At 36.9% G+C, this 24,151-nt stretch carries 21 protein-coding genes; 4 read left to right on the top strand and 17 right to left on the bottom strand.

Annotated features, from left to right (window positions below):
• Nucleotides 1–8: 8 nt before the first annotated feature.
• The 8 genes from menC to AC3IS5_RS01525 form a co-directional block, all read right to left on the bottom strand.
• A complete protein-coding gene (menC, locus tag AC3IS5_RS01560; RefSeq protein ID WP_489426284.1) occupies nt 9–1,115 on the bottom strand; it encodes an o-succinylbenzoate synthase in 1,107 nt (368 codons plus the stop codon).
• Nucleotides 1,116–1,182: 67 nt separating this feature from the next.
• A complete protein-coding gene (locus tag AC3IS5_RS01555; protein ID WP_489427798.1) occupies nt 1,183–2,328 on the bottom strand; it encodes a M20 peptidase aminoacylase family protein in 1,146 nt (381 codons plus the stop codon).
• Nucleotides 2,329–2,503: 175 nt separating this feature from the next.
• Nucleotides 2,504–3,799, bottom strand: coding sequence for an acetyl-CoA hydrolase/transferase family protein (locus AC3IS5_RS01550; RefSeq protein WP_489426283.1), 1,296 nt, complete (start codon nt 3,797–3,799; stop codon nt 2,504–2,506).
• Between the two features lie 368 nt (nt 3,800–4,167).
• The gene (gene glpK / locus AC3IS5_RS01545; protein WP_489426282.1) at nt 4,168–5,661 is read right to left on the bottom strand and encodes a glycerol kinase GlpK; all 1,494 of its coding nucleotides are present in this window, start codon (nt 5,659–5,661) and stop codon (nt 4,168–4,170) included.
• A 30-nt stretch (nt 5,662–5,691) separates the two neighbouring features.
• The gene (locus tag AC3IS5_RS01540) at nt 5,692–6,489 is read right to left on the bottom strand and encodes an MIP/aquaporin family protein (RefSeq protein WP_489426281.1); all 798 of its coding nucleotides are present in this window, start codon (nt 6,487–6,489) and stop codon (nt 5,692–5,694) included.
• A gap of 371 nt (nt 6,490–6,860) precedes the next feature.
• Nucleotides 6,861–7,400 (bottom strand): P-loop NTPase family protein, encoded by a 540-nt coding sequence (locus tag AC3IS5_RS01535; protein ID WP_489426280.1) that lies wholly within the window; start codon nt 7,398–7,400, stop codon nt 6,861–6,863.
• A 24-nt stretch (nt 7,401–7,424) separates the two neighbouring features.
• Complete coding sequence (locus tag AC3IS5_RS01530) at nt 7,425–7,766, bottom strand: DUF6054 family protein (RefSeq protein WP_489426279.1); 342 nt, start codon at nt 7,764–7,766, stop codon at nt 7,425–7,427.
• Nucleotides 7,767–8,138: 372 nt separating this feature from the next.
• Nucleotides 8,139–9,356 (bottom strand): MFS transporter, encoded by a 1,218-nt coding sequence (locus AC3IS5_RS01525; RefSeq protein ID WP_489426278.1) that lies wholly within the window; start codon nt 9,354–9,356, stop codon nt 8,139–8,141.
• Nucleotides 9,357–9,567: 211 nt separating this feature from the next.
• Between AC3IS5_RS01525 and thrC the strand changes: the two genes are divergently transcribed.
• Complete coding sequence (gene thrC / locus AC3IS5_RS01520) at nt 9,568–10,620, top strand: threonine synthase (protein WP_489426277.1); 1,053 nt, start codon at nt 9,568–9,570, stop codon at nt 10,618–10,620.
• The gene (gene thrB / locus AC3IS5_RS01515; protein WP_489426276.1) at nt 10,617–11,516 is read left to right on the top strand and encodes a homoserine kinase; all 900 of its coding nucleotides are present in this window, start codon (nt 10,617–10,619) and stop codon (nt 11,514–11,516) included. Before thrC ends, thrB begins: the two co-directional genes overlap by 4 nt.
• 192 nt (nt 11,517–11,708) lie before the next feature.
• Here the strand turns inward: thrB and zupT are convergent, their stop codons facing one another.
• Nucleotides 11,709–12,518 carry a zinc transporter ZupT gene (zupT, locus tag AC3IS5_RS01510; RefSeq protein ID WP_489426275.1) on the bottom strand — a complete coding sequence of 270 codons (810 nt, stop codon included), beginning with the start codon at nt 12,516–12,518 and terminating at the stop codon, nt 11,709–11,711.
• 235 nt (nt 12,519–12,753) lie between these two features.
• Between zupT and AC3IS5_RS01505 the strand changes: the two genes are divergently transcribed.
• Nucleotides 12,754–13,947 carry an MFS transporter gene (locus AC3IS5_RS01505; RefSeq protein WP_489426274.1) on the top strand — a complete coding sequence of 398 codons (1,194 nt, stop codon included), beginning with the start codon at nt 12,754–12,756 and terminating at the stop codon, nt 13,945–13,947.
• Nucleotides 13,948–14,240: 293 nt separating this feature from the next.
• Here AC3IS5_RS01505 and AC3IS5_RS01500 read toward each other — a convergent pair whose 3' ends face one another.
• The 7 genes from AC3IS5_RS01500 to AC3IS5_RS01470 all read right to left on the bottom strand — a co-directional run bounded on the left by AC3IS5_RS01500 (nt 14,241) and on the right by AC3IS5_RS01470 (nt 20,838).
• Nucleotides 14,241–14,867 carry a phosphatase PAP2 family protein gene (locus tag AC3IS5_RS01500; protein ID WP_489426273.1) on the bottom strand — a complete coding sequence of 209 codons (627 nt, stop codon included), beginning with the start codon at nt 14,865–14,867 and terminating at the stop codon, nt 14,241–14,243.
• Between the two features lie 148 nt (nt 14,868–15,015).
• Nucleotides 15,016–15,324 carry an antibiotic biosynthesis monooxygenase family protein gene (locus AC3IS5_RS01495; protein ID WP_053419149.1) on the bottom strand — a complete coding sequence of 103 codons (309 nt, stop codon included), beginning with the start codon at nt 15,322–15,324 and terminating at the stop codon, nt 15,016–15,018.
• A gap of 1 nt (nt 15,325) precedes the next feature.
• On the bottom strand, nt 15,326–16,306 hold the full coding sequence (locus AC3IS5_RS01490; RefSeq protein ID WP_489426272.1) for a siderophore ABC transporter substrate-binding protein: 981 nt from the start codon (nt 16,304–16,306) through the stop codon (nt 15,326–15,328).
• Nucleotides 16,307–16,325: 19 nt separating this feature from the next.
• Nucleotides 16,326–17,087: an iron ABC transporter ATP-binding protein gene (locus AC3IS5_RS01485; RefSeq protein ID WP_038186197.1), complete on the bottom strand. Its 762-nt coding sequence runs from the start codon at nt 17,085–17,087 to the stop codon at nt 16,326–16,328.
• Nucleotides 17,084–18,034 carry an iron chelate uptake ABC transporter family permease subunit gene (locus AC3IS5_RS01480; RefSeq protein ID WP_053419147.1) on the bottom strand — a complete coding sequence of 317 codons (951 nt, stop codon included), beginning with the start codon at nt 18,032–18,034 and terminating at the stop codon, nt 17,084–17,086. The genes AC3IS5_RS01485 and AC3IS5_RS01480 overlap by 4 nt, the downstream gene beginning before the upstream one ends.
• Nucleotides 18,027–18,977 carry an ABC transporter permease gene (locus tag AC3IS5_RS01475; RefSeq protein WP_053419146.1) on the bottom strand — a complete coding sequence of 317 codons (951 nt, stop codon included), beginning with the start codon at nt 18,975–18,977 and terminating at the stop codon, nt 18,027–18,029. The genes AC3IS5_RS01480 and AC3IS5_RS01475 overlap by 8 nt, the downstream gene beginning before the upstream one ends.
• 373 nt (nt 18,978–19,350) lie before the next feature.
• A complete protein-coding gene (locus AC3IS5_RS01470) occupies nt 19,351–20,838 on the bottom strand; it encodes a peptide MFS transporter (protein ID WP_489426271.1) in 1,488 nt (495 codons plus the stop codon).
• A 228-nt stretch (nt 20,839–21,066) separates the two neighbouring features.
• Between AC3IS5_RS01470 and AC3IS5_RS01465 the strand changes: the two genes are divergently transcribed.
• Entirely contained in the window at nt 21,067–22,785 is a 1,719-nt protein-coding gene (locus tag AC3IS5_RS01465) for an ABC transporter ATP-binding protein (protein WP_489426270.1), read from the top strand.
• A 41-nt stretch (nt 22,786–22,826) separates the two neighbouring features.
• On the opposite strand, the gene hflX is transcribed toward AC3IS5_RS01465, so the two are convergent.
• Complete coding sequence (gene hflX / locus AC3IS5_RS01460) at nt 22,827–24,095, bottom strand: GTPase HflX (protein WP_489426269.1); 1,269 nt, start codon at nt 24,093–24,095, stop codon at nt 22,827–22,829.
• Nucleotides 24,096–24,151 lie beyond the last annotated feature (56 nt).

Raw genomic sequence — 24,151 nt, 5'->3', positions numbered from 1 at the left:
TTTTTTGTTTATCGATAAACTTTTTGACTTACAGTAAGTTGATCCATTAATTCTACGTTAGGTTCATAGCCAATTCCAAAACTTTCTGGCACTGAAATGTAGCCATTTTCAACATGCACTTCAGGTGAGATAATATCTTGGTCCCAATAATGACTAGAACCTGCAGTATCCCCTGGTAATACAAAATTTTCCAGAGTCGTAAGTGCAACATTATGCGCTCGACCAATACCCGATTCTAACATACCACCACACCAAACTTTAATATTATGTTGCTGGCATAAATCATGGATTAGTTTTGCCTCAGTTAAACCACCTACACGACCAAACTTGATGTTGATGATACCACAGCTTCCAAGCTCAATCGCTGTACGTGCATCCTCATAAGAACAAATACTTTCATCTAAACAAATTGGCGTTTTTAAATGCTTTTGTAGCTTTGCGTGATCGATAATGTCATCCGATGCAAGAGGCTGTTCAATCATCATTAAATTGTACTCATCTAGTTTTTTTAGCAACTCTATATCATCTAAAGTATAAGCTGAATTGGCGTCCACCATTAGTGGTACTTCTGGAAACTTTGCTCGGATTGCCTGAATGACATCAATGTCATTGCCTGGTTTAATCTTAACCTTCATACGTTTATAGCCTGCTGAAATATAATTTTCAATGTACTGTAACAGCTGATCAATTGTCGGCTGAATACCAATACTTATACCCACTTCAATTTTCTTTTTCGCTCCACCTAATGCATTCGAAAGTGACTGTTTTGTCTTCTTGGCATATAGATCCCATACCGCACATTCAAGAGTCGCCTTTGCCATTTTATTTTGGCGGATTACTTTGAACATATCGCTTATTTCATCTGGATGCTGAAAATCTTTATTAAGCACTAGTGGAATAAGGAAATCTTCAAGCATATGCCAACTCGTCTTAACTGTCTCCTCTGTATACCAAGGGATTTCAAAAGCAACCCCTTCCCCCCAACCAGATATTCCACTATCATCTTTAGCTTCTAATATTAAAAACTGCTTATCTTGCACTGTACCGAAGCTTGTTGAAAATGGCGATTTCATTCGCATACTTAGTTGCCGAATTTTAATTTCTGTTATCTTCACACTACCGCACCTTCCACTATCCAACCTAAATTAACGTTTTAATAAAACATACGCTAATATACGATTTTCAGCAAGAGAGGGCTTCCTTTTCTGCATGTGCAAATGCACCTAATACTGTACGTGCCAAAATTTCTACTCCGACAATTAACTGATCCTTATTAAATGTCATTTTTGGATGATGCAGCCCTGGCGTTAATCCGCAACCAAGTCCTAACATGGCTGCCTTTACATTCGCCCTTTTAACAGTATAAAAATGAAAATCTTCTCCACCTGGTGTAATAACAGGGGGACGTAAATACTCTTCACCTACTGATTCAATAATTGCTTGCTCAATTATATCCTTTGCTTCGTCATCTACTTCAGCTGCTGCAACCCTAACTTGTTCATGTAAATCAATTGAAACTTCATATAAGGATTCAATTGCTCTTATGGTACGCTCTATGCCATCATGCAATTGCTCAATTCCTTCATTTGTTTGTGCACGTACATCAATCGTGAAGTAGGCCTTCGCCGGAATTATATTTCCTGATTCTCCGCCCGCTTGAAATTTCGTTACTTTTACCGAAAACGGGATCATTGTATCTATATGAATCGTTTTTAGTGCTTCGATTAAGCTTGCTCCAATTTCAATGGCATTTTTACCTAAATGGGGTCTTGCGGCATGTGATTCCACACCGTTAATTTGACCACATAACAGTCTGGATGCACCATGATATAGCGCTGGACAAAATGTGCCATCACTTAGCTCCTGCACCGGACGGACATGTACACCAAATAGATAGTCCATATCGTCGACCAACCCACGGTCAACAAAGGACAATGCTCCCTGTCCTTTTTCCTCAGCCGGTTGGAATAATACCCGAATGGTCCCTCTCCATGTTCTTTTCAGGCGCTTTAATAATAGTAAAACACCAATCACCATTGTCATATGTGCATCATGTCCACAAGAATGATGTGCCTGAAATTCACCATCAACTTCTTGCCACAAGGCATCGATATCAGTTCGTAGACCTACAACCGGTCTCCCCTCACCGATTTCCACATATAAACCCGTACTATCAGTAAACGTATGCACCTTGTATCCTTCTTGTTCTAATATCTCTTTAATGTAATCAGTAGTTCGCCTCTCTTTCCAGCTAATTTCAGGATTTTCATGCAAATACTTAAAAACACTTTTCAATTGTGGTTCAAGTAATGTTAACTGCTCCTTCATCATAAGCGTCTCCTATCTATTTATTTTTGAAAAATATATTTTTATATTAAGCTTTTCCTAACATATTTTTTCTCTCTTATAGGTATATATATGTAACATGCCATTTTGATATCGTGAACAATGTTTATTATTCATCAAAAAAACCCGTTTAGTTAAAAAACGGGTTTAGTATTTCTTACATTAGATTTAGTTTTTTTGCTTCAAATATAAGCTCGTCCTTAAATTTCGGATGCGCAATTTCGATTAACGACTTCGCCCTCGCTGATATCGATTTGCCTTTTAACTCAGCTACACCATACTCCGTTACTACCTTATCTACTTCATTTTTGGAGGTTGTTACGACTGAGCCGCTTGTTAATAAAACTTTTATTCTCGATATCGTATCGTTTTTCGTAGTCGAATGCATGCATATAAATCCACGGCCATTTTCCGCAAAATTTGCTCCACGTGCAAAATCAAATTGACCACCAGTGGAAGAATAATACTTTCCTGCAACTGTTTCAGAGGCGCATTGACCATAAATGTCCACTTCCGTTGTAGCATTGATAGAAACGATATTATCCTCTTTGGCAATTAAGCGCGGATCGTTCGTCACATCAACTGTTTGGAATTCAACAATCGGATTATTATGCAGGAATTCATATAACTTATCCGTCCCTAACGCAAAAGTACCGACGATTTTCCCCTTATTCGTTTTCTTCTGAGACCCATCGATTACACCTTTCTCCACTAAACCAACTACCCCGTCCGTTATCAGTTCCGTATGAATACCTAAATGGCGATGATCATTTAGTAAACTAATTACCGCATTTGGAATCGAACCTATCCCAGCCTGCAATGTATCACCATTTTTAATATATTCTGCAACATATTCTGCAATACGTATGTCTTTTTCTTCGATTACGGGTTCCGGATTTTTTACTAGCGGTGTATGATGCTCAATAAAGCCTTCTATTTGGCTAATATGTATTAAATTTTGACCAAATGTTCTTGGCATATGCTCATTTACTTCCAAGAAAAAGGGAGCAATACCTATAAAACATGCAGCATAATCGGCTTGTGTTCCAAGAGTAAAATATCCGTGCTCATCCATTGGTGAAGCAACTGCCATTATAAGAGATGCTTTCGTATAATCCTTCATAATACGTGGTACTTCATGAAAATAATTTGGCATCAATTCACAATGCCCATTATAATAAGCCTTACGTGTAGCACCGCTCAAAAAGTATGAGACATGTGATAAGTGCCCTTTATAAGCTCCATCTATATATTTACGAGGATGCATCGTTAACATCTGATGAATACGCACATCTTTTAAGTAGTCTGCGTTCTCTTCCAAAATATCCAATAGCTTTACTGGTTCTCCATTCGCTATTGGTATAATAATATCTGCTCCGTCCTCAATATACGAGAGAACATCTTGAGGTTTTTTTAACTTCGCTTTGTAAAGCCCTTGAAAATTATTTACCATACAACAACAACCTTCTCCATTTCTACATTAAGCATGCATTTCTCTTAAAAATAACACCTTTACTTTAGCGTAACATAATCTTCGTATTTTCCCGGCTTTTTTATCATACAAAAAGAAAGGGAATTCGTATGATCCCCTTTCTCTGAAATACTATTCTCCACTAAAACTATTAACAATATTATTAGAGATATCCACATTATTTTAAAAAATAGTGGAAAAGCCTATTTATTAACCAAAGAGGACTAAATTAATATCAATAAAAATCATTTTTTTATCCACTATACACATTTTTATCCCCACTATACACAAAATGCTATCAAAAAAAGCAGTTCACCTTTGAAAAGTGAACTGCTACATGTGTATTACTATTATTTAAACGCTTGGGCTGCATGTATAGCCTTTTTCCAGCCTTTGTATAAATCTTCACGTCTTTCTTCTTCCATATTCGGACTGAATTGCGTATCTAAATTCCAGTATTTCGAAATCTCGTCGCGATCCTTCCAGAACCCAACTGCCAATCCAGCTAAATACGCTGCACCGAGTGCTGTAGTTTCATTAATCGATGGACGTTCTACCGGAACATCAAGTAAATCTGCTTGGAATTGCATTAACAAATTATTCATGACAGCTCCGCCATCCACTCGTAATGTTTTTAACGAGATGCCTGAATCTGCTTCCATAGCACCCAGCACATCTTTTGTTTGATACGCTAATGACTCCAGTGTTGCGCGTATGAAATGCTCTTTTTCTGTACCACGTGTTAAACCGAATACAGCACCACGTACGTCACTATCCCAATATGGTGTACCTAACCCAACGAATGCTGGAACAACGTATACACCTTCAGTCGAGTCAACCTTTTCTGCATAGCGCTCACTTTCTTTTGAATCATGGAACATCCGTAAACCGTCACGTAACCATTGAATAGCTGAGCCCGCTACGAAAATGCTACCCTCTAATGCATACTCTACTTTTCCATCAATTCCCCAAGCAATTGTTGTTAACAAACCGTTATCGGATTTAACAGCCTTTTCACCTGTGTTCATAAGCATAAAGCAACCAGTGCCATAAGTATTTTTCACCATACCACTTTCAAAACAAGCTTGGCCAAATAAAGCAGCTTGTTGGTCACCCGCAATACCAGCAATAGGTACTTCTTGACCAAAGAAGTGATTTCCATCCGTTAAACCATACACTTCAGATGAAGGACGAACTTCTGGCAGCATTGATGCTGGGACTCCCAAAATCTCTAATAGCTCTTCATCCCATTTCAAGTCGTAAATATTATACATTAATGTTCTAGAAGCATTCGAATAGTCTGTTACATGTACTTTCCCATCTGTTAGTTTCCAGATCAGCCATGTGTCAATGGTACCAAATAACAAATCACCATTCTCCGCTTTTTCTCTTGCCCCTTCAACATTATCTAATATCCACTTCACTTTTGTGCCTGAGAAGTATGCATCAATAAGTAATCCCGTTTTATCTCTAAATAAATCATTATAGCCTTTCTCTTTCAACTCTTCACAAATGCCTGCTGTTTGGCGTGATTGCCATACGATAGCATTATGCACTGGTACTCCCGTATTTTTATCCCAAACAACCGTCGTTTCACGTTGATTGGTGATACCAATCCCTTGAACTTGATCTGCATGGACATTTTTCTCTGAAAGGACACCAGCTATGACAGATGAAATTGAGCTCCAAATTTGCTCTGCATTATGCTCTACCCATCCTGATTGTGGGAAATATTGTGGAAATTCCTGTTGAGCACTATTAAAAATATTGCCTTCTTCGTCAAATAAAATTGCACGTGAGCTTGTAGTACCTTGGTCTAATGCCAGAATATACTTTTTTGTCATTTGATGACCTCCAGATTTTAATTTATTATTCTATCTTACAACTTTATTCACTGTAGCCTGTGCTCCTATGAAAATCGCTAGCACGATTACTCCTACTATCCAAAATGCGATACTATTTACGCCTTCAAAAACTTGTTTATAAAACAACGCTCCAAATAGTCCTCCAATAATGGGACCAACTACCGGTACCCATGAATAGCTCCAATTAGAATCTCTTTTCCCTGGAATCGGAAGGAAGAAATGTGCTATACGAGGCCCTAAATCACGTGCTGGATTAATAGCATACCCTGTTGGGCCACCAAGTGCCATACCAATTACGATAATTAAAGCTCCTACTATTAAGGGATTTAAGCCATCTGTAATATTATTTGTGCCTATAGCTAAAATACCAAGAACTAAGATAAACGTGCCAATCATTTCCGTTGTTAAATTTGATAACGGATGATTATATGCTGGCGCTGTACAAAAAACACTTAGTTTGGCATCTGGATCTTCAGTTGGTTTCCAATGTGCTAAATAAGTTAAGTAGACTAAAATAGCTCCTATAATTGCTCCAATCATTTGAGCAAGTATGAACATGGGAACATCTGACCACTCAAATTTCCCAATTGTCGCCAACGCGATTGTCAATGCAGGATTTAAATGTGCACCACTTATACCTCCTACTGCAAATGCTCCCATAGCTACTGCAAGACCCCAGGCAACAGTAATAACGATCCAACCACCATCTTTTCCTTTAGAGCCTTTCAAAGAAACAGCCGCAACTACGCCGCCCCCGAACAGTATCAAAATCATTGTCCCTACCATCTCGGCCATAAAAGTTGACATACCGTACTCCTCCTTCTTATAACGATATTATGAAAGCGTAAACAATAAAATATATTCTCATAAAATTCAAGTTATGCTAATTCAATTATTATAATAATATGTTTCAAGATTTGCTATGTAAAAAAATATGCTTAAAAAGTATTAAATTGTTTTTAAAATAAAAAGAGCCCCAAATAACTCAGTTATCTGAAAGGTCATCTAGTTGTGCTATTTAATCACTAATTGCATTCTTCAGCATTTGCTTTCGTTCTATTTTTTAACTAAAAAAATACTGATTTCATATAGCAAAATCCGGTGGCGTCGTCATTGATGCAAAAACGGCCACAAATACATATGCCCATTTTCGAATTGCCCTCAATAAAAAAGCAGCCTCATTTGAGACTACTTTTCCCTTTTTTACAATTTCTCAACCATTTGTTCAGCTGGGACGGAGAAGAAAATATAATACTGTTTACATTAGATTGAATCATCATATTCATAACCCCTGGTCTGGCATCAACAGGGAAGCGCCAAATCCATCGTAAAAACTCTGCATCAACCTTTTCAGGGCACCCCTCCCCCATATCAGGCCTTGTCCTCCCGCGATATTGAATAGTACGTTTTAACACTCGATAAGTGCAAAGCTTATTAGAAAAATCCAGGAAAATAATAAGGTCTGCATATTTGGCTCGCAGTTCTAGTGTCGAATCGAAATTTCCATCAATAATCCAAGCAGGCTTTTCAAGTTCTAATTGAAGCCTTTCAATAAAATCTGCTTTATCAGATTTCTGCCAACCAAATTTCCAATACATAGCATCTAGATGGACGAGCGGCAGTTCCCATAATCCACTTAATGTACGTGACAATGTTGATTTCCCTGCCCCACCAGATCCAATAATCAAAACCCTTTGATGTTTCGCTGGGTATTTCACCTATCATCCCCCCTAGCTTTTTTACTATTTTATAATGAACTCTTCTAACGCCTTTTCTACGCTATTCAAGAAGGTATTACCCACTCCCCAATCAAAACGGAAAAAGGCCCCTTCTCCACCACCAGAAGCAACTGCATGAATTTTCGTTTTACCTTCTAAATTGTCAACTGTTACTGTTAAGCTTGCACGATTACTAGTACGCATATAATACTTTTCAAGTATACAAACTACTACTTGTTGATCCCCTACAATACGTTCATATTGATCGATAAGCTTTCCAGAAAAACTGCCCTCCACAATGTTTGTTTTAATACGGTTTAATACATCATGTGGCTCAATTGATACGTAAAATTCTGTTACATCCATAGCGCTCACTCCTTTTATGTATAACTTTATTACGTTATAAATCTACTATTAGTTTCAAATTAAGGAAAAATACCCATAATATAAAGATTAATCTTGTGCCTGAATTACTTGAACATTTGTATCGTTAAACTGATTTATAATATGTTGGTCTAGTTTTGAATCAGTAATCAACAAAAGACAAAATCATAAAACTATATCATTACTCCTTCAAGTAATTCTTGCAGGAGCTTTTTTATACCACGACATATAATACCCCTTTCATTGAATGTACTAACAAAATAAAACGACCTTCTCTCTATTAAATAGTGAGAGAAGATCGTTAATAGTATTATAAAGGCTTATAGAAAGAAGGATATTCCCTCTTAAATTTTCCTACTCTAACTCTGTCTGTTTTGTCTCTGTACCTAGTGCAATAATTGCAACTACACCTATTATTATCGAAATACAGAAGATACCGAAGATCAAATTCAATTCATATCCTTTTGCTACAAGTGAACCTACAAGCAAAGGTCCAAATATTCCTCCTAATCGGCCAACAGAGGCAGCCATACCAGCACCTGTACCACGAATAATTGTTGGATACTGCTCAGGTGTATAAGCATACAATGCACCCCAGGCTCCTAGATTAAAGAATGATAAGAACATTCCAGCTACAAGTAAAAGACCAATTGTTTCAGCATTACCAAAAACAAGTGCACTTACAGCAGTTCCTAACAAATAGGTAGCTAAGACAAATTTTCTGCCTGCTCTTTCAATTAGCCAAGCAGCTGTAAAATAACCTGGTAATTGAGCTAGCGTCATTATCAGCACATATTTAAAGCTTGCTATTAAACTAAAACCCTTCATAACCATAACACTAGGCAACCACAAAAACATGCCATAATAAGAAAAGACAACTGTAAACCAAACAATCCAAAGCATTAATGTACGACGAGCATATTCTTTCGACCAAACATCTTTAATATTTTGACCGATATTACGTACAACATCCTTTTTGGCTGTAAACTGAGGTGAATCAGGTAAATGTAACCGCAAGTATATCGCATAAACTGCTGGAAGAGCCGTTAATAATAAAGCAATTCGCCAGCCGTAGTTTGGTATAACAAAATATGAAATAAGTGCTGCTAATAACCAACCGCCAGCCCAGAAGCTTTCTAATAAGACAACAATGCGTCCACGTTCATGTGATGCAACACTTTCAGAAACAAGCGTTGAAGCTACAGGCAATTCACCACCAAGACCCATACCAATGAAAAATCTTAAAATCATAAATGCTGCTAAAGTCGTCGTTAATGCCGATAAACCACTAGCAACAGAGAAAATTACAAGTGTCCATATAAATACCGATTTACGGCCAATACGATCGGCTAATATTCCAAATACAAAGGCTCCAACTGCCATTCCTATTGAGTTAACACTGCCTATCCAGCCCATTTCACTTGGTGATAGCATCCATTCTTTTGCTAAAGCAGCTATGACAAAAGATAAAATACCCACATCTAATGCATCAAACATCCATCCAACTCCCGCAATACCTAGAAGCTTATTACGAGATATTACCTTAGTACCTGCCTGTTGATTCGTTGTCATTATTATTCCCCCGTATGTCTTTACACTTGAATACACATTTGACTATCCTAACTATACACATCTTTATATTTTGTGACAAGATGCAAAATAAATTCAATTGTTCCGAAAATTTAGCAATTTCCTATTGAAACATATACCCAAAATACGTTAAAATGTCTCTTATAGAAAAACAAATGTTTTTTCAGGATGAACAAAAAGGAGAATGTTATATATGTGGAAAGGTCTTATCGATCACTATAAAGAATATCTACCTGTCTCAGAAAATACACCTGCTCTTACTTTACATGAGGGTAATACACCGCTCATTCATTTAAATACGCTATCAAAAGAACTAGAAATCGATCTTTATGTTAAATATGAAGGTTTAAATCCAACAGGTTCATTCAAGGACCGTGGCATGGTAATGGCAGTAGCAAAAGCCGTTGAAGCTGGAAGTAAATTTGTTATTTGTGCTTCAACAGGTAATACATCAGCTGCAGCCGCTGCATACGCAGCACGCGCTGGCATCCAAGCTATTATCGTTATCCCAAAAGGTAAAGTAGCTGCTGGTAAACTAGCACAAGCTTACATGTATGGTGCAAAAATCATCGAAATTGATGGTAACTTTGATGAAGCACTACAAATTGTTCGTGACATTAGTGAAAACACTTCAGTAACATTAGTAAACTCAGTTAATCCATATAGATTAGAAGGTCAAAAAACAGCTGCTTTTGAAATTTGTGACGGTCTAGGCAGCGCACCGGATATTCTTGCAATCCCTGTCGGAAATGCAGGTAACATTAGTGCTTACTGGAAAGGCTTTAAAGAATACAATGCAAAAAAACAAACAGGTCTACCAAAAATGTTCGGCTTTGAAGCAGAAGGCGCTGCGGCAATTGTACGTGGTGAAGTAATACCACACCCTGAAACTGTTGCTACTGCTATTCGTATCGGGAATCCAGCAAGTTGGAAACTAGCTGAAGCTGCTCGTGATGAATCCGGAGGTAAAATCGCTGCAGTTACAGATGAAGAGATTTTAAATGCATACCGCTTGATTGCTTCTAAAGAAGGTATCTTTGCAGAGCCAGGATCAGCCGCTTCTATTGCTGGTGTCCTTCAATCGGTTGCAAATGGATCAATTCCTAAAGGAAGTCGTATAGTTGCTGTATTAACAGGAAACGGATTAAAAGACCCTGATACAGCCGTAAAAGCATCTACTGTCGATATGGTTTCTTTAGCAAATGACGAAGTAGAAATCCGTACTTACATCGAGGGATTGCTATGACAACAAAGTGGTCCATATCTGTTCCGGGAAGCACCGCTAATCTTGGACCAGGATTCGACTCTATTGGACTAGCATTAGGTCTCTATTTAACACTAGACGTAACTTTACAAGAAAATTGGGAGTTTGAGCATCGTTCAGAACACCTTCCTGTAAATGTTAAAGTTGAAGACCATCTCGTCTATAAAGTTGCTAAAGAAACCGCTGAACGGTACAAAGCTACACTGCCTCCTTGTAAAGTCGTGATGCACAGTGAACTACCTCTTGCTCGTGGACTTGGAAGTAGCGCATCTGCTATCGTGGCGGGTATTGAACTCACAAATCAAGTATGTGATTTACAACTCTCTATTGAAGAACGTTGTAAACTTGCTTCGAAATTGGAAGGGCATCCTGACAATGCAGCTGCATCTGTACATGGTGGTCTAACGATTGCTTCAACATTGCCAAACGGTCAATTAGAATTGATTAATGCACGTGATGTTGACGCTGCATTCGCTGTATTCATTCCAAATGTTGAATTGAAAACAGAGGAAGCCCGTAAAGTATTACCGTCAAACTATGACAAAGCATACGCTGTTCACGCAAGTGCCCATGCCAATATGTTAACTGCATCATTACTTATAAAGGATTATGAACGTGTAGGTAAATTCATGGAGCATGATTTATTTCATGAACCATTCCGCGCAAATTTAATCCCTAATTATCATGAAATTCGTCAAACAGCACAGGATGCAGGTGCCTTTGGTACAGCTATTAGCGGTGCCGGTCCAACTGTCATCTCATTAATCTCAAAAGATCGCGTAGATGCCTTCGTTGCTAAATTGAAGCCCATCTTCCCTTCTTATGTTATTAAAGCCGTTCCAGTTGATACAAAAGGTGTTCAAGTTACAAGCGAATAAGCGAAATAGAAAATGCCAAGAGTATGTGCCTCTTGGCATTTTTTCTTGGCAAAAATCACCGATGTGTTAAAGTTATGACCTTTCCTAAATCAAATGAATTGATGATTTGGTATTACTTCAAGGTTCACTGTAGCATCCGAAAACTAAATGGCACACTAAAAAAACAGGCCCCATAATAATGGACCTGTTTTTTCAAACTAATAATACTAAACTAATAGCCATTACAGCCATACCGACAATTACACCGTAAATCGATGTATGCGCCTCATCATATTTCTTTGCAGCTGGTAATAATTCATCTAACGAAATGAATACCATAATACCGGCAACACCAGCAAAAAGCATTCCGAACACAATATCATTTAAGAATGGCATTAAAATCAAATATGCTACAAATGCTCCAACTGGCTCAGCTAAACCTGATAAAAATGAAAGCTTAAATGCTTTTTTACGATCTCCTGTCGCAAAGAAAATCGGGACAGAGACAGCAATTCCCTCTGGAATATTATGAATAGCAACCGCAATTGCAATCGCAATACCGAGATTCGGATCTTGCAAGGCAGATGCAAATGTTGCAATTCCTTCTGGAAAGTTATGAATTCCAATTGCAAGCGCGGTGAATATACCCATTTTCATTAACTTAGCATATTCATCATTTGATGGTCCTACCTGCATATCTTCAACCTTTTTTATTTCATGAGGATTTTCGTGTTTTGGAATCATTTTATCAATGAGTGCGATTAACAGCATACCGGCAAAAAAACCAATTACCGTGAATGTGTAGCCTTGCTTTTCCCCTAACTCACCAACGAGCGAATCCTTAGCTTTCACAAATATTTCAACAAGTGAAACATAAATCATGACACCTGCAGAAAAACCTAAAGAAAACGATAGGAACTTCGTATTCGTCCTCGATGTAAATAATGCTATTAAACTACCTACGCCTGTTGCTAAACCAGCGAAGAGCGTTAACGCTAAAGCAAAAACGACATTCCCATCCATATACTCAACTACTTTCTCTATTAAAATGTTAATTTCATTGTATGCAAAATGTTTCCTTAACGCAACTTTCTTTAACTCCGTGAAAGAAATTTTTAGAAATCATAACACTTTTCTACACGTATACAGCTTTCATGAATACCCCTTTTAAATCCATGTACAAATCTAATCAATTGTTATTATGATTTGTACATCCTTATAATAAGTATTAAATAATTCAATTTTGGAGTGACCTCTAATGGACTATATAAAACGTGGTACCGTTAGCTTCCGAAATGCGAATTTAGCATTGTTCGCAGGGGCTTTTAGTACATTTGCAAATTTATACATGACACAACCATTACTCCCGACTTTCACAAAAGTGTTCCACATTTCGCCTACAATAGCTAGTTTGTCATTATCTGTAACGACTTTAACATTAGCCTTCAGCATGCTTATCATTGGCTCATTATCAGAGGCTTGGGGCAGAAAAAAGATTATGACATTCTCTATGTTTGCAGGTGCTATTTTAACCTTATTTATTGCTTTTGCACCTAATTATTCAATTTTACTTACATTAAGAGTTATACAAGGTATTGTATTTGCCGGGCTTCCGGCCATTGCTATGGCTTATTTAGGCGAAGAAATCGACCCTAAAAGTTTAGGGATTGCTATGGGATTATATATTAGTGGTAATACAATTGGTGGATTAGGTGGGCGAATCATCGTTGGGACGATGACCGATTTATTCAACTGGCGTATTGGGATGATTGCAATTGGAGTGATTAGTTTTCTAGTGAGCTTCGCTTTTTACTTTTTGCTACCATCGTCTAAACACTTTGAAGCGAAGAAACTTAATATAAAAGCACTGTTACATTCATTGATCCTTCATTTGAAAGATCCTGCTTTACTAAGTTTATTCGGATTAGGCTTTTTGTTAATGGGGAGCTTTGTCACACTTTATAATTATATCGGCTTTCAATTAGTAGAACCGCCATTTTCTTTAAGTCAAACAATTGTTGGTTGGATATTCATTATCTACCTTGTAGGTACATTTAGTTCTACATGGTTTGGCAGTCTTTCTGATCGTTTTGGAAAATATAAAATGTTAGTCATTGCAATAGTTATTATGTTTATCGGTGGTATTATCACGCTAGAAAACCACTTACTTTTAAAGATAGCTGGCATCGCCATTTTCACATTCGGCTTCTTTGGTGGACACTCAATTGCTAGTAGTTGGGTTGGTCGACGTGCTACACACGATAAAGCACAGGCATCCTCATTGTACTTATTCTTTTACTATGTAGGTTCAAGTGTAGGCGGAACGGTAGGTGGAATCTTCTGGACCATATATGGCTGGCATGGGGTTATTGGTATGATTACAAGTTTTCTACTTGCCTCTTTCATATTAGCCTTTTATTTACGTAAAATTCTGCATGAGCAAGCTATATAGGGAGATGCGGTTAGGTAACTAACCAAACTAACTTTATCTGAATGATTATTCTATCGTTAGTTGTTGTGGAAACTATTAGATTAATAGATATAGTTCTTATATAAACATGTAAATAATTACAAATATTATTAACTATAGAACCATCGAATTATAAAAAGTCTCTTAGCATAAATAACGGTCTTTCTTCTGTTTTTATGTAGATCTCAAAACAAAACAACCAGTTGTCGATACGTACTCGACGACTGGTTGTTTTATTTTGATTAATTTCAAATAACGTAAAACTAAGTAATTTATTATTCTTCTATTTTTTCCTGTTCTAACTCTTTAAATATTCGTTTTCTTCGTTCATACCATATTACTGCAATGATAAACCAAGTGTAACCCATCGACCAGCCCGCTAACACGTCTGAAGCGAAGTGACGGCTTTCAGCAACACGTGACATACCAATAAGCACTGTCAGTATGACTGCTCCTATCCAAGTGAGTATCTTTACCTTTTTAGAATATTGATATTCATTTGCTATATAGGCCAATGTAAACAAATATAAAATCCCCGTCATGGAATGTCCTGATGGAAAACTAAAACTTTTAAGCTGATCAGGTATATCAGGACGTGGTCTCTGCACCCACACTTTCAATAACTGATTAAGTACGTTACCCGCTGCTATTGTTACAAGCGCAAAAAACATTCCACGGTAATTACGATCCCTTATCCATAGCACTACTATTAAAATAACGGCAACGACAACAACGAAAGCTGGTTCACCAAAGTAATGGAAAAAACCTAAAAACTGATTATCCTTCAACAAATCTGATGCCCACTGATCTAGATTGAATACCCAATTACTTTTTATATTTAAAAAAAGCACGATATAAACGATTGCGGTAACTATCGCAAGTGGATAAAACAACTTTTTCATACTAATCCCTCCTCAAGCTTGCGATTAACATTTATTCTACTATAGCTCTTTTCTACTCAATGTAATAGCAAAATGAACGAAAATAACAAAAAATGCTCTAGCATCAAGCTAGAGCATTTTCAGTAATAATAAGCTAGGGGAGCTTACTTTATTTTGTTACTTTTACTTCATAGACGTTTTGGCTCGATTCGATTATATACTCTGGTTTGGGCTTGCCGATATTCGCTTTATGACCAGCGATGTGCTCCGGACTCTTCTCCCAATTTTTCCAATCCTCTTCACTTTGCCATTGAACGAGGATCATTACTTCCTCGTCTCCACGCCTTACTTTCTTCACAAGTACTTTCAAATCAACGAAACCAGGTTGCTTTGCTAATGGTGTATCGCCACTAAAACGTTCTACAACCTGCCCAGAAAAACCTTCCTGTACAATAATTCGTTTCATTTGATAAAACATATTATAATGCCTTCTCTACTTCATCGATCATTAATGATACTGATTGTAATCCGCCGCCTGATAGGTACCAAACTTCTGGATTTAAGTAGAACATTTTACCGTCTTTATAAGCATTTGTTTTCTTCACTAAAGCATTTTCGATTGCGTCTTTAGCAGATGCACCTTCAGTTACTACTGCATCGCGGTCAACTACAAAGATAATATCTGGATTTTTCTCTAGTACATATTCAAATGATACGTTTTGTCCGTGAGTTGAAACTTCAATACCTTCATCAGCAGGTTTAAAACCAAATACATCATGAATTACACCAAAACGAGATGCTGGACCGTAAGCACTGATTTTACCTTCAGAACCTAGGATGATTAATGCATTTTTATCTAAAGCAGACGCTTTCTCATTAATTGTAGCAATTTTATCATCAACTTTTGTTAGTTCTTCTTTTACTTGATCTTCTTTATCGAAGATTTTACCAGCTAATTCTGTATTAGCTTTGAATGATTCCATGTATTTTGAAGTATCTAATCCTACATAAACAGTTGGAGCGATTTCTTTAAGTTGTTCGTAAAGGCTAGCTTGACGACCAGAGATGAAGATTACATCTGGTTTTAAAGCAGCAATCGCTTCAAAATCAGGTTCTTTTAAAGAACCAACGTTTTTATAATCTGCACTCTTATATTTTTCAAGGTAACTTGGAACTGAATCTTGTGGTAATGCAGCAACTTTAACACCTAAAGTGTCAAGAGTATCTAAGAATCCCATATCAAATACAACAACTTTTTCAGCGTTTTTCTTAACTTTTACTTCGTCTTTCACGTTATCAGAAGTTCCATCATCTTTTGAAATACCGAAGTCATTTGTAATCGTAATTTCTTCTGCTTTTGAACCTGAAGTTGATTCTTCCTTTTTATCGTCTTTAGAGCCACAAGCTGCTAATACTAAAAGCATTGCAAAAACTAACGTAAGTAATTTCCAGTTTTTCATTGGGTAAAGTCTCCTTTTGTTATGAATTAAAATAGACACAAATACGGCAACTATTCATTTCCTGAATAGGTATATCCATATCGTAAATTTCTTTTAATGATTCTGAATTGATAATGTCATTGGTTGGGCCATCTTTTACAATACGCCCATCTTTCAAAGCAACAATTCGATCTGAGTAAACAGAAGCGAAGTTAATATCATGCAAAACGATGACTACTGTTTTCCCTAAATCATCCACAAGTTTTCTTAGAATTTTCATAATCTGCACCGAGTGCTTCATATCTAAGTTGTTGAGTGGTTCATCAAGTAATATATATTCGGTATCTTGTGCGATAACCATTGCGATGAAAGCACGTTGGCGTTGGCCACCAGATAATTCGTCCAAAAAATCATATTGGATTTCTTCTAAATTCATATACTCAATCGCTTGGTCGATCATTTTTACATCTTCCTCATTTAAGCGACCTCGAGAATATGGGAAACGGCCAAAAGATACAAGCTCACGAATCGTCAAACGCACATTCATATAGTTTGATTGTTTTAAAATTGATACCCGTTTAGCAAAATCATTAGACTTTAATTTTTTCACATCTGAGCTGTCTAGTAATACATCTCCAGTGTCTGCATCAAGTAAACGACTTACCATTGACAGAAGCGTAGATTTACCTGCACCATTTGGGCCGATAAAAGACGTGATTTTGCCGCGTTGAATATCGACGCTTACCTTATCAACTACAACTTTCTTGCCGAATAGTTTAGATATTTCTTTTACTTGGATCATGCAGATCGACTCTCCCTTAATAATAGATAGATGAAGTAGATACCACCGACAAAGTTGACGATAACACTTAATGTTGTTGAGAATGTGAATACACGCTCAACAATCCATTGCCCACCAATTAACGCCACTAAACTCATTAGACCAGCACCAGTGATTAACACCGTGTGCTTGTACGTTTTAAAGAATTGATAAGACAAGTTTGCAACGATTAAACCGAAGAAAGTTATCGGTCCTACTAGTGCTGTAGACGAAGCAATTAAAATCGCTGAAATAACAAGCATACGTTTGACGACTTTATCGTAAGGAACACCTAAGTTGATGGCATTATCTCTCCCTAGAGATAATACATCCAAGTCGCGAACCATTCGCCACCCGTATATCATCGTCACTAGTACGATAATTAATGCAAACCATACTAAGTCTCCACTTACGTTATTGAAGCTGGCAAACATTTTATCCTGCACGCGCATAAATTCATTTGGATCAATTAATACTTGCATGAATGTCGTGATACTACCTAACAAAGTGCCAAGAATTATACCTACAAGCAGTAGGAAATAAATTGGCTGTTTTCCTGTACGGAAGAGAAATTTGTATAGTAGCAGTGCAAACCCAATCATGACGACTAATGATAGAACGAAGTTTACTTTTGTATTGAGAACTACTATATGCCCGGAACCTAAGAAGAATATAATCACTGTTTGCAATAGCAAATAAAGTGAATCTAGTCCCATAATACTTGGCGTTAAAATGCGGTTATGCGTAATTGTTTGGAAAACAACTGTTGAATACGCAATAGCAATACCCGTTATGGCCATTGCTAGCACTTTAATACCTCGGCGAGGCAATGCATAGTCATAGCTTCCATTTAAACCTTGAAACAAATATAATCCACAAAATACTGCAGCAAATGCTGCTAATAGTATCATTTTTGTACTGTTACGCATACGCCTTCCCCCTAAATAACAAGTATAGGAAGACGCCACTACCAATTACCCCAACCATTAAGCTAATTGAAATCTCATATGGATAAATCAATATCCTACCTAGAATATCGCAGGCTAATAAGAAAATTGCACCTAATAATGCGGTATGCGGAAGTGTTTTTTGTAAATGATCTCCCTTGAAGATCGATACAATGTTCGGAATGATTAAACCAAGGAAAGGTATCATCCCAACCGTTAGCACAACGGTTGTTGTAACGAGTGCCACGAGGATTAAACCAAAGTTAACGATTCTTTTATAAGCAAGCCCAAGGTTTTTCGAAAAATCTTCACCCATACCTGCAACCGTAAATCGGTTCGCATACAAATACGCGATGATTAATATAGGTACACTTATGTATAAAAGTTCATAACGCCCCTTCATAACCATTGAGAAATCACCTTGTAACCAAGAAGATATATTTTGAATGACATCCGCTTTATAGGCGAAAAACGTCGTGATAGACGATAAAATATTTCCGAACATTAATCCAACAAGTGGAATAAAAATGGCATCCTTGAATTTAATACGATTTAAAATTTGCATAAATAAAAGCGTGCCGGCTAGCGCAAATACAAATGAAACCGCCATTTTCTCAATCAAAGATGCATTCGCAAACAGTAACATTGATACTAGTATGCCTAGCTTAGTGGCATCTAATGTACCTGCAGTTGTTGGCGAAACAAATTTATTTCTACTTAAACTTTGCATGATCAAACCTGCAATACTCATTCCCATACCAGCTAAAATAATGGCTACTAGTCTAGGTACACGACTAATTAAGAAAATTTGAGTTTCTTCAGATTCAAAATCTAGCAAATCTGTCGGAGAGATTCGGCTCACTCCCACAAAAAGCGATATTAATGATAACAAAATAAGTGCTATAAAAAGGTATCGTTTCTTCATTGTAATCCCCGATGTCTTCATTTTATGAGTAAATAACCCTCTTATTGAAAATGATTATCATTTACTCACAATTCCCATTATAACATGACGGCTTTTTCCGTCAACCCTAAATGAAAATGATTATCACACTATAATGACAGTTTCGTGAATTCAGAAAGTAGCTCATTACCCTAAAACACCGGTATAGAGCTATTTTGAAGTAAAACGCTTACAAACTATTTCATTCTATTAAAATCTATTTATTCTTCTTTATCCAGACTAATTTCGTTATAGATACGTAATATCCTAGGATTTTATGCATTAGTTTCTTTCATTGCTTATAAATAAAAAAGCACTGAGATTCGAATAATCCCAGCGCTTTTAAAATTGTTTATTAACGAATACCTTGCATCTTTTTCGAAATCATTGGTGAAATTGTTAGCATCACGATACCAAGTAGTACAGAAGCTGTACCTATTGTACCGAAGTATGCAACTTCACTAATTTTATCGAATATTTTTACTAACTGTGCATTCACCGCTTGGGCTGCTGCGCTCGTTAGGAACCATAAACTCATAGTTTGTGCACTAAATGCCTTTGGTGCTAATTTCGTTGTAACAGATAGCCCTACTGGCGAGATTAATAATTCTCCTATTACTACTAGGAAGAAGCTCAGTACTAGCCACCAAGGACTTACTAAAGCTGTACCTCCAGAAAGAAACGCGGGAATTACCATGACAATGAATGAGAACCCAGAGAAAAATAATGCTAATGCAAATTTAACTGGTGTAGATGGTTGGCGAGTTCCTAGTTTCATCCAAATCCAAGCAAATAAAGGTGCCATTGTAATAATAAATAAAGGATTTAATGACTGGAACCAAGAAGATTGCAATTTAATTGGACCAAGGTTTAAATCAGTACGTGAGTCTGCATACGTTCCTAGAATATTTGACCCTTGCTCTTGAATCGCCCAAAACATTACAGCAGCAATGAACATTGGTATATAAGCCAATACACGAGATTTTTCTTCTGCGTTAGTTTTTGGACTTCTATACATAGCCACAAAAAATGCAGTAGGGATTAGAATTCCTAGAATAGAAATGAATAATATAACATTGTTAATTGTTAATTGATCGTTTATATAAGCAATCACTGCGAGTACTGCAACAATTACAACGCCTATGATTGTTTTTAGTGCTAATTTAGAGAGTTCATCTTTTGTTAATGGATTATTAATTTGTTTACCTGCTAAGCCTAGATATTTCTTAGCAGTAATTAAATACATGACTAAACCAATAAACATACCGATTGCAGCAACACCGAAACCTAAATGGAAGCTGTACTTTTGTCCAATTGTTCCGACTATTAAAGGTGCAATGAATGAACCTAAGTTAATACCCATATAAAAAATACTGAATCCAGCATCTCTACGGTTATCGGCTTCAGCATAGATGTCACCAACAATACTTGAAACGTTTGGTTTTAATAAACCTGTTCCCAGTACAATGAATACCATTGAAATTAGTAGCATTGTCAATCCACCTGGGAATGCCAAACAAATATGACCTAGCATTATTAAAATACCACCGTAAAATACTGTTCTTCTGGTACCTAATACACGGTCAGCAATCCAACCACCAATAATCCCCGACATATATACAAGTGAGCCGTATATAGCGAATATTGAGTTAGCTGTCGTTCTATCTAATCCTAGACCACCATCATTTAAACTATAGTACATAAAGTAAAGTAAAATGGCCCGCATGCCATAGTATGAAAAACGTTCCCAGAATTCTGTAAAGAATAAGGTTGATAATCCTTTAGGATGACCAACAAAACCTTTTTGGGGTACCGACTTAACGATATCTTCTTTCGTTATCATTTATATTCCCTCTTTCCAATAAGTAAATAGGATGTCTATTTTCAGAAAATACAGTAAGTCTATTATAAATAGTTAGTTGTACGCATGTCAAAGAATAGGAGTTTGCGTAATATTGATTATTTTAACATTTTTTTGAATTATAAAATAATTGTAGGTTGAAAGAGTTATTACATTTATCTAACTTTTTCGTTATAATACAAATAATTGAATTTACAGAGGAGCAAATAAATGCTAAAACAATTTTTTTCCTATTACAAACCACATAAGCGATTATTTATCGTCGATTTTACAAGTGCTGTCATTGTCGCAATTTTAGAACTTGCCTTCCCAATTGCTGTACAATGGTTTATTGATAAACTTTTACCAAGTGGCGAATGGGGCACCATTGTGACAGTGAGTGTACTACTATTAATCATTTATCTTATTAGCACCTTGTTGCAATATATCGTCAGCTATTTAGGTCATAAACTTGGCATTAATATTGAAACAGATATGCGACAAGAACTTTTTAATCATGTACAAAAACAATCATTCCGCTTTTTTGATAACACGAAAACAGGTCATATTATGAGTCGGGTTACGAATGATTTATTTGATATCGGTGAGCTCGCTCATCATGGTCCGGAAGATCTCTTCATCGCCATTATGACGTTCTTTGGTGCTTTTGCTATTATGTTCAGTATCAACCCACAATTAGCCATTATCGCTATAATCATGGTACCCTTCTTAGTTTGGTTAGTAACATATTGCAATGTTAAAATGAATGTAGCTTGGAAATCGATGTATGGCAGTATTGCAGACGTCAATGCTCGTGTAGAAGATAGCGTGTCAGGCGTACGTGTTGTACAAGCATTTACAAACGAACAATTTGAAATGGATCGCTTCAAAGTAAATAACGGTCGTTTCCGTCTTGCTAAGCTTTCTGCATATAAAATCATGGCTGGTACACATTCCAGCATTTATATGATGACCCGCCTTGTCACACTAATCATATTAGTTGTTGGGGCGTGGTTGAGCTTCAACGGCTCGCTAACTTATGGTGAACTCGTTAGTTTCGTGCTCTATTCAAATGTACTGATTAAACCAGTCGATAAAATTAGCGCCCTCTTAGAGTTGTATCCTAAAGGAATGGCTGGATTCAAGAGATTTCGTGAGCTTATTGACCAAGAACCTGACATCCAAAATCGTAAGAATGCAATCGATAATCATGCATTGTCTGGAAATATTCAATTTAAAAATGTACATTTCAGATACGAGTCTTATAAAGAGATTTTGTCCAATATTAATTTATCGATTCAAGAAGGACAGACAATTGCTTTCGTTGGTCCTTCAGGTGCTGGTAAAACAACGATTTGTTCATTAATACCAAGATTTTATGATGTCACTGAAGGTTCGATTTCAATTGATGGCATTGATGTACGTGATATGACATTACACTCTTTACGCTCACAAATCGGCATCGTACAACAGGACGTCTTCTTATTTACCGGAACGGTCCGCGATAATATTGCATATGGTAAACTTGGGGCTTCATTTGAAGAAATCCAAGCGGCTGCAAAAAAGGCTCATTTAGAGGAGTTTATCGAAGGTCTTCAAGATGGTTATGATACACAAATTGGTGAAAGAGGATTGAAGTTATCCGGTGGTCAAAAACAACGACTAGCAATTGCACGGATGTTCCTAAAAAATCCTCCTATTCTCATTTTAGATGAAGCAACATCTGCTCTAGATACAGAAACAGAGAAAATTATTCAACGCGCTTTAAATGAACTTGCAAAAAATCGTACGACTCTAGTCATCGCTCATCGTCTTGCAACAATACGAGATGCCGATCGAGTCGTCGTCGTCACTGAAGACGGAATTGCTGAAGATGGTAAGTACGACGAACTTGTCGCGGCAAACGGAATTTTCACAAAGCTACACAACATTCAGTTTGATCAAAACTAAAAGAGTAGAGGGTCGGTTACACATCGACTCTCTACTCTTTCTTATTTCAAGATAAATTCAGCAAAGCGATTTGCATCTGCTTCTTTCATTTCAACTTTCAACACAGTACCTTCTTCTTCATATGCTGTTTCTTGAATATTACTATACTCATTTAAATACGAGACAATATCCCCTCGATCATATGGTATGCAAATGCGACATGTTACATAATCAGAGAAAATATGGCGACGAACAACCTGTAAAAGTTCATCCAATCCCACGCCCTCTTTTGCAGACATCCATACCGTATCTCCACTTACTTGCGGATACTCTGCATTAGCAAGATCAGCCTTATTATACACATATACTGTTGGTACATCTTCAACCCCAACAGCATGTAATGTATTATTCGTTACTTCCATCATATACTGATATTCTTCGTTTGAAGAATCCACTACATGTAAAAGTAAATCTGCATCTCGTGCTTCTTCCAAAGTAGAACGAAACGCCTTTACTAAATGGTGGGGTAATTTACTAACAAAACCAACAGTATCAGTTAATAGGAAGCTTTTATGATCCGGTAATTCAATCTGTCGAACCGATGTTTCAAGAGTAGCAAAAAGCATATCTTTTTCGAATACTTGCTTATGTTCTTCATGCTCAGTTTTACGTAACAACTGATTCATAATCGTCGATTTTCCAGCATTCGTATATCCTACAATGGATACGACAGGTATTTCATTTTTGCGTCGTTGCTTACGCTGTGTTTCACGTTGTTCTTTGACCACTTCTAAATCACGGCGTAATTTTGCAATTTGATCCTCGATTTTACGACGATCTAGTTCAAGTTTTGTTTCACCTGCACCACGGTTTTTGAAACCACCGCCTGTTCCTCCACCTTGGCGGCTAAGGGACGCATGCAAACCTACTAAACGTGGTAGCATATATTGTAACTGTGCTAATTCTACTTGCATTTGTGCTTCTTTCGATTTTGCACGTCTAGCAAATATATCTAAGATCAACATTGTACGATCAATCACTTTACATTCTAGATCAGCCTCAAGATTACGTATTTGAGATGGTGATAACTCATCATCAAAAATGACTAAATTTGCGTCTGATTCATCATAGAAATTTTTAATTTCTTCTATTTTACCTGTTCCAACATAATGAGATGGATTTACACGTTCTAAATTTTGTGTAACGGTGCCAGCTACTTCTACATCTAGTGCTTCCGCCAAATTTCGGAGCTCCTCAAGCGAATATTCGAAATGAACATCCCCTCGTAAATTAACACCAACTAATACAGCTTTTTCAATTAATTCATCCAACAAATTTCCTCCTCTTACTATGCAAAACAAAGCGTATGAATATATTCTTAATTTCC

It is taken from the genome of Viridibacillus sp. KH_047 (genome assembly GCF_057838945.1).
This window is presented reverse-complemented; position numbering and strand designations above follow the sequence as displayed.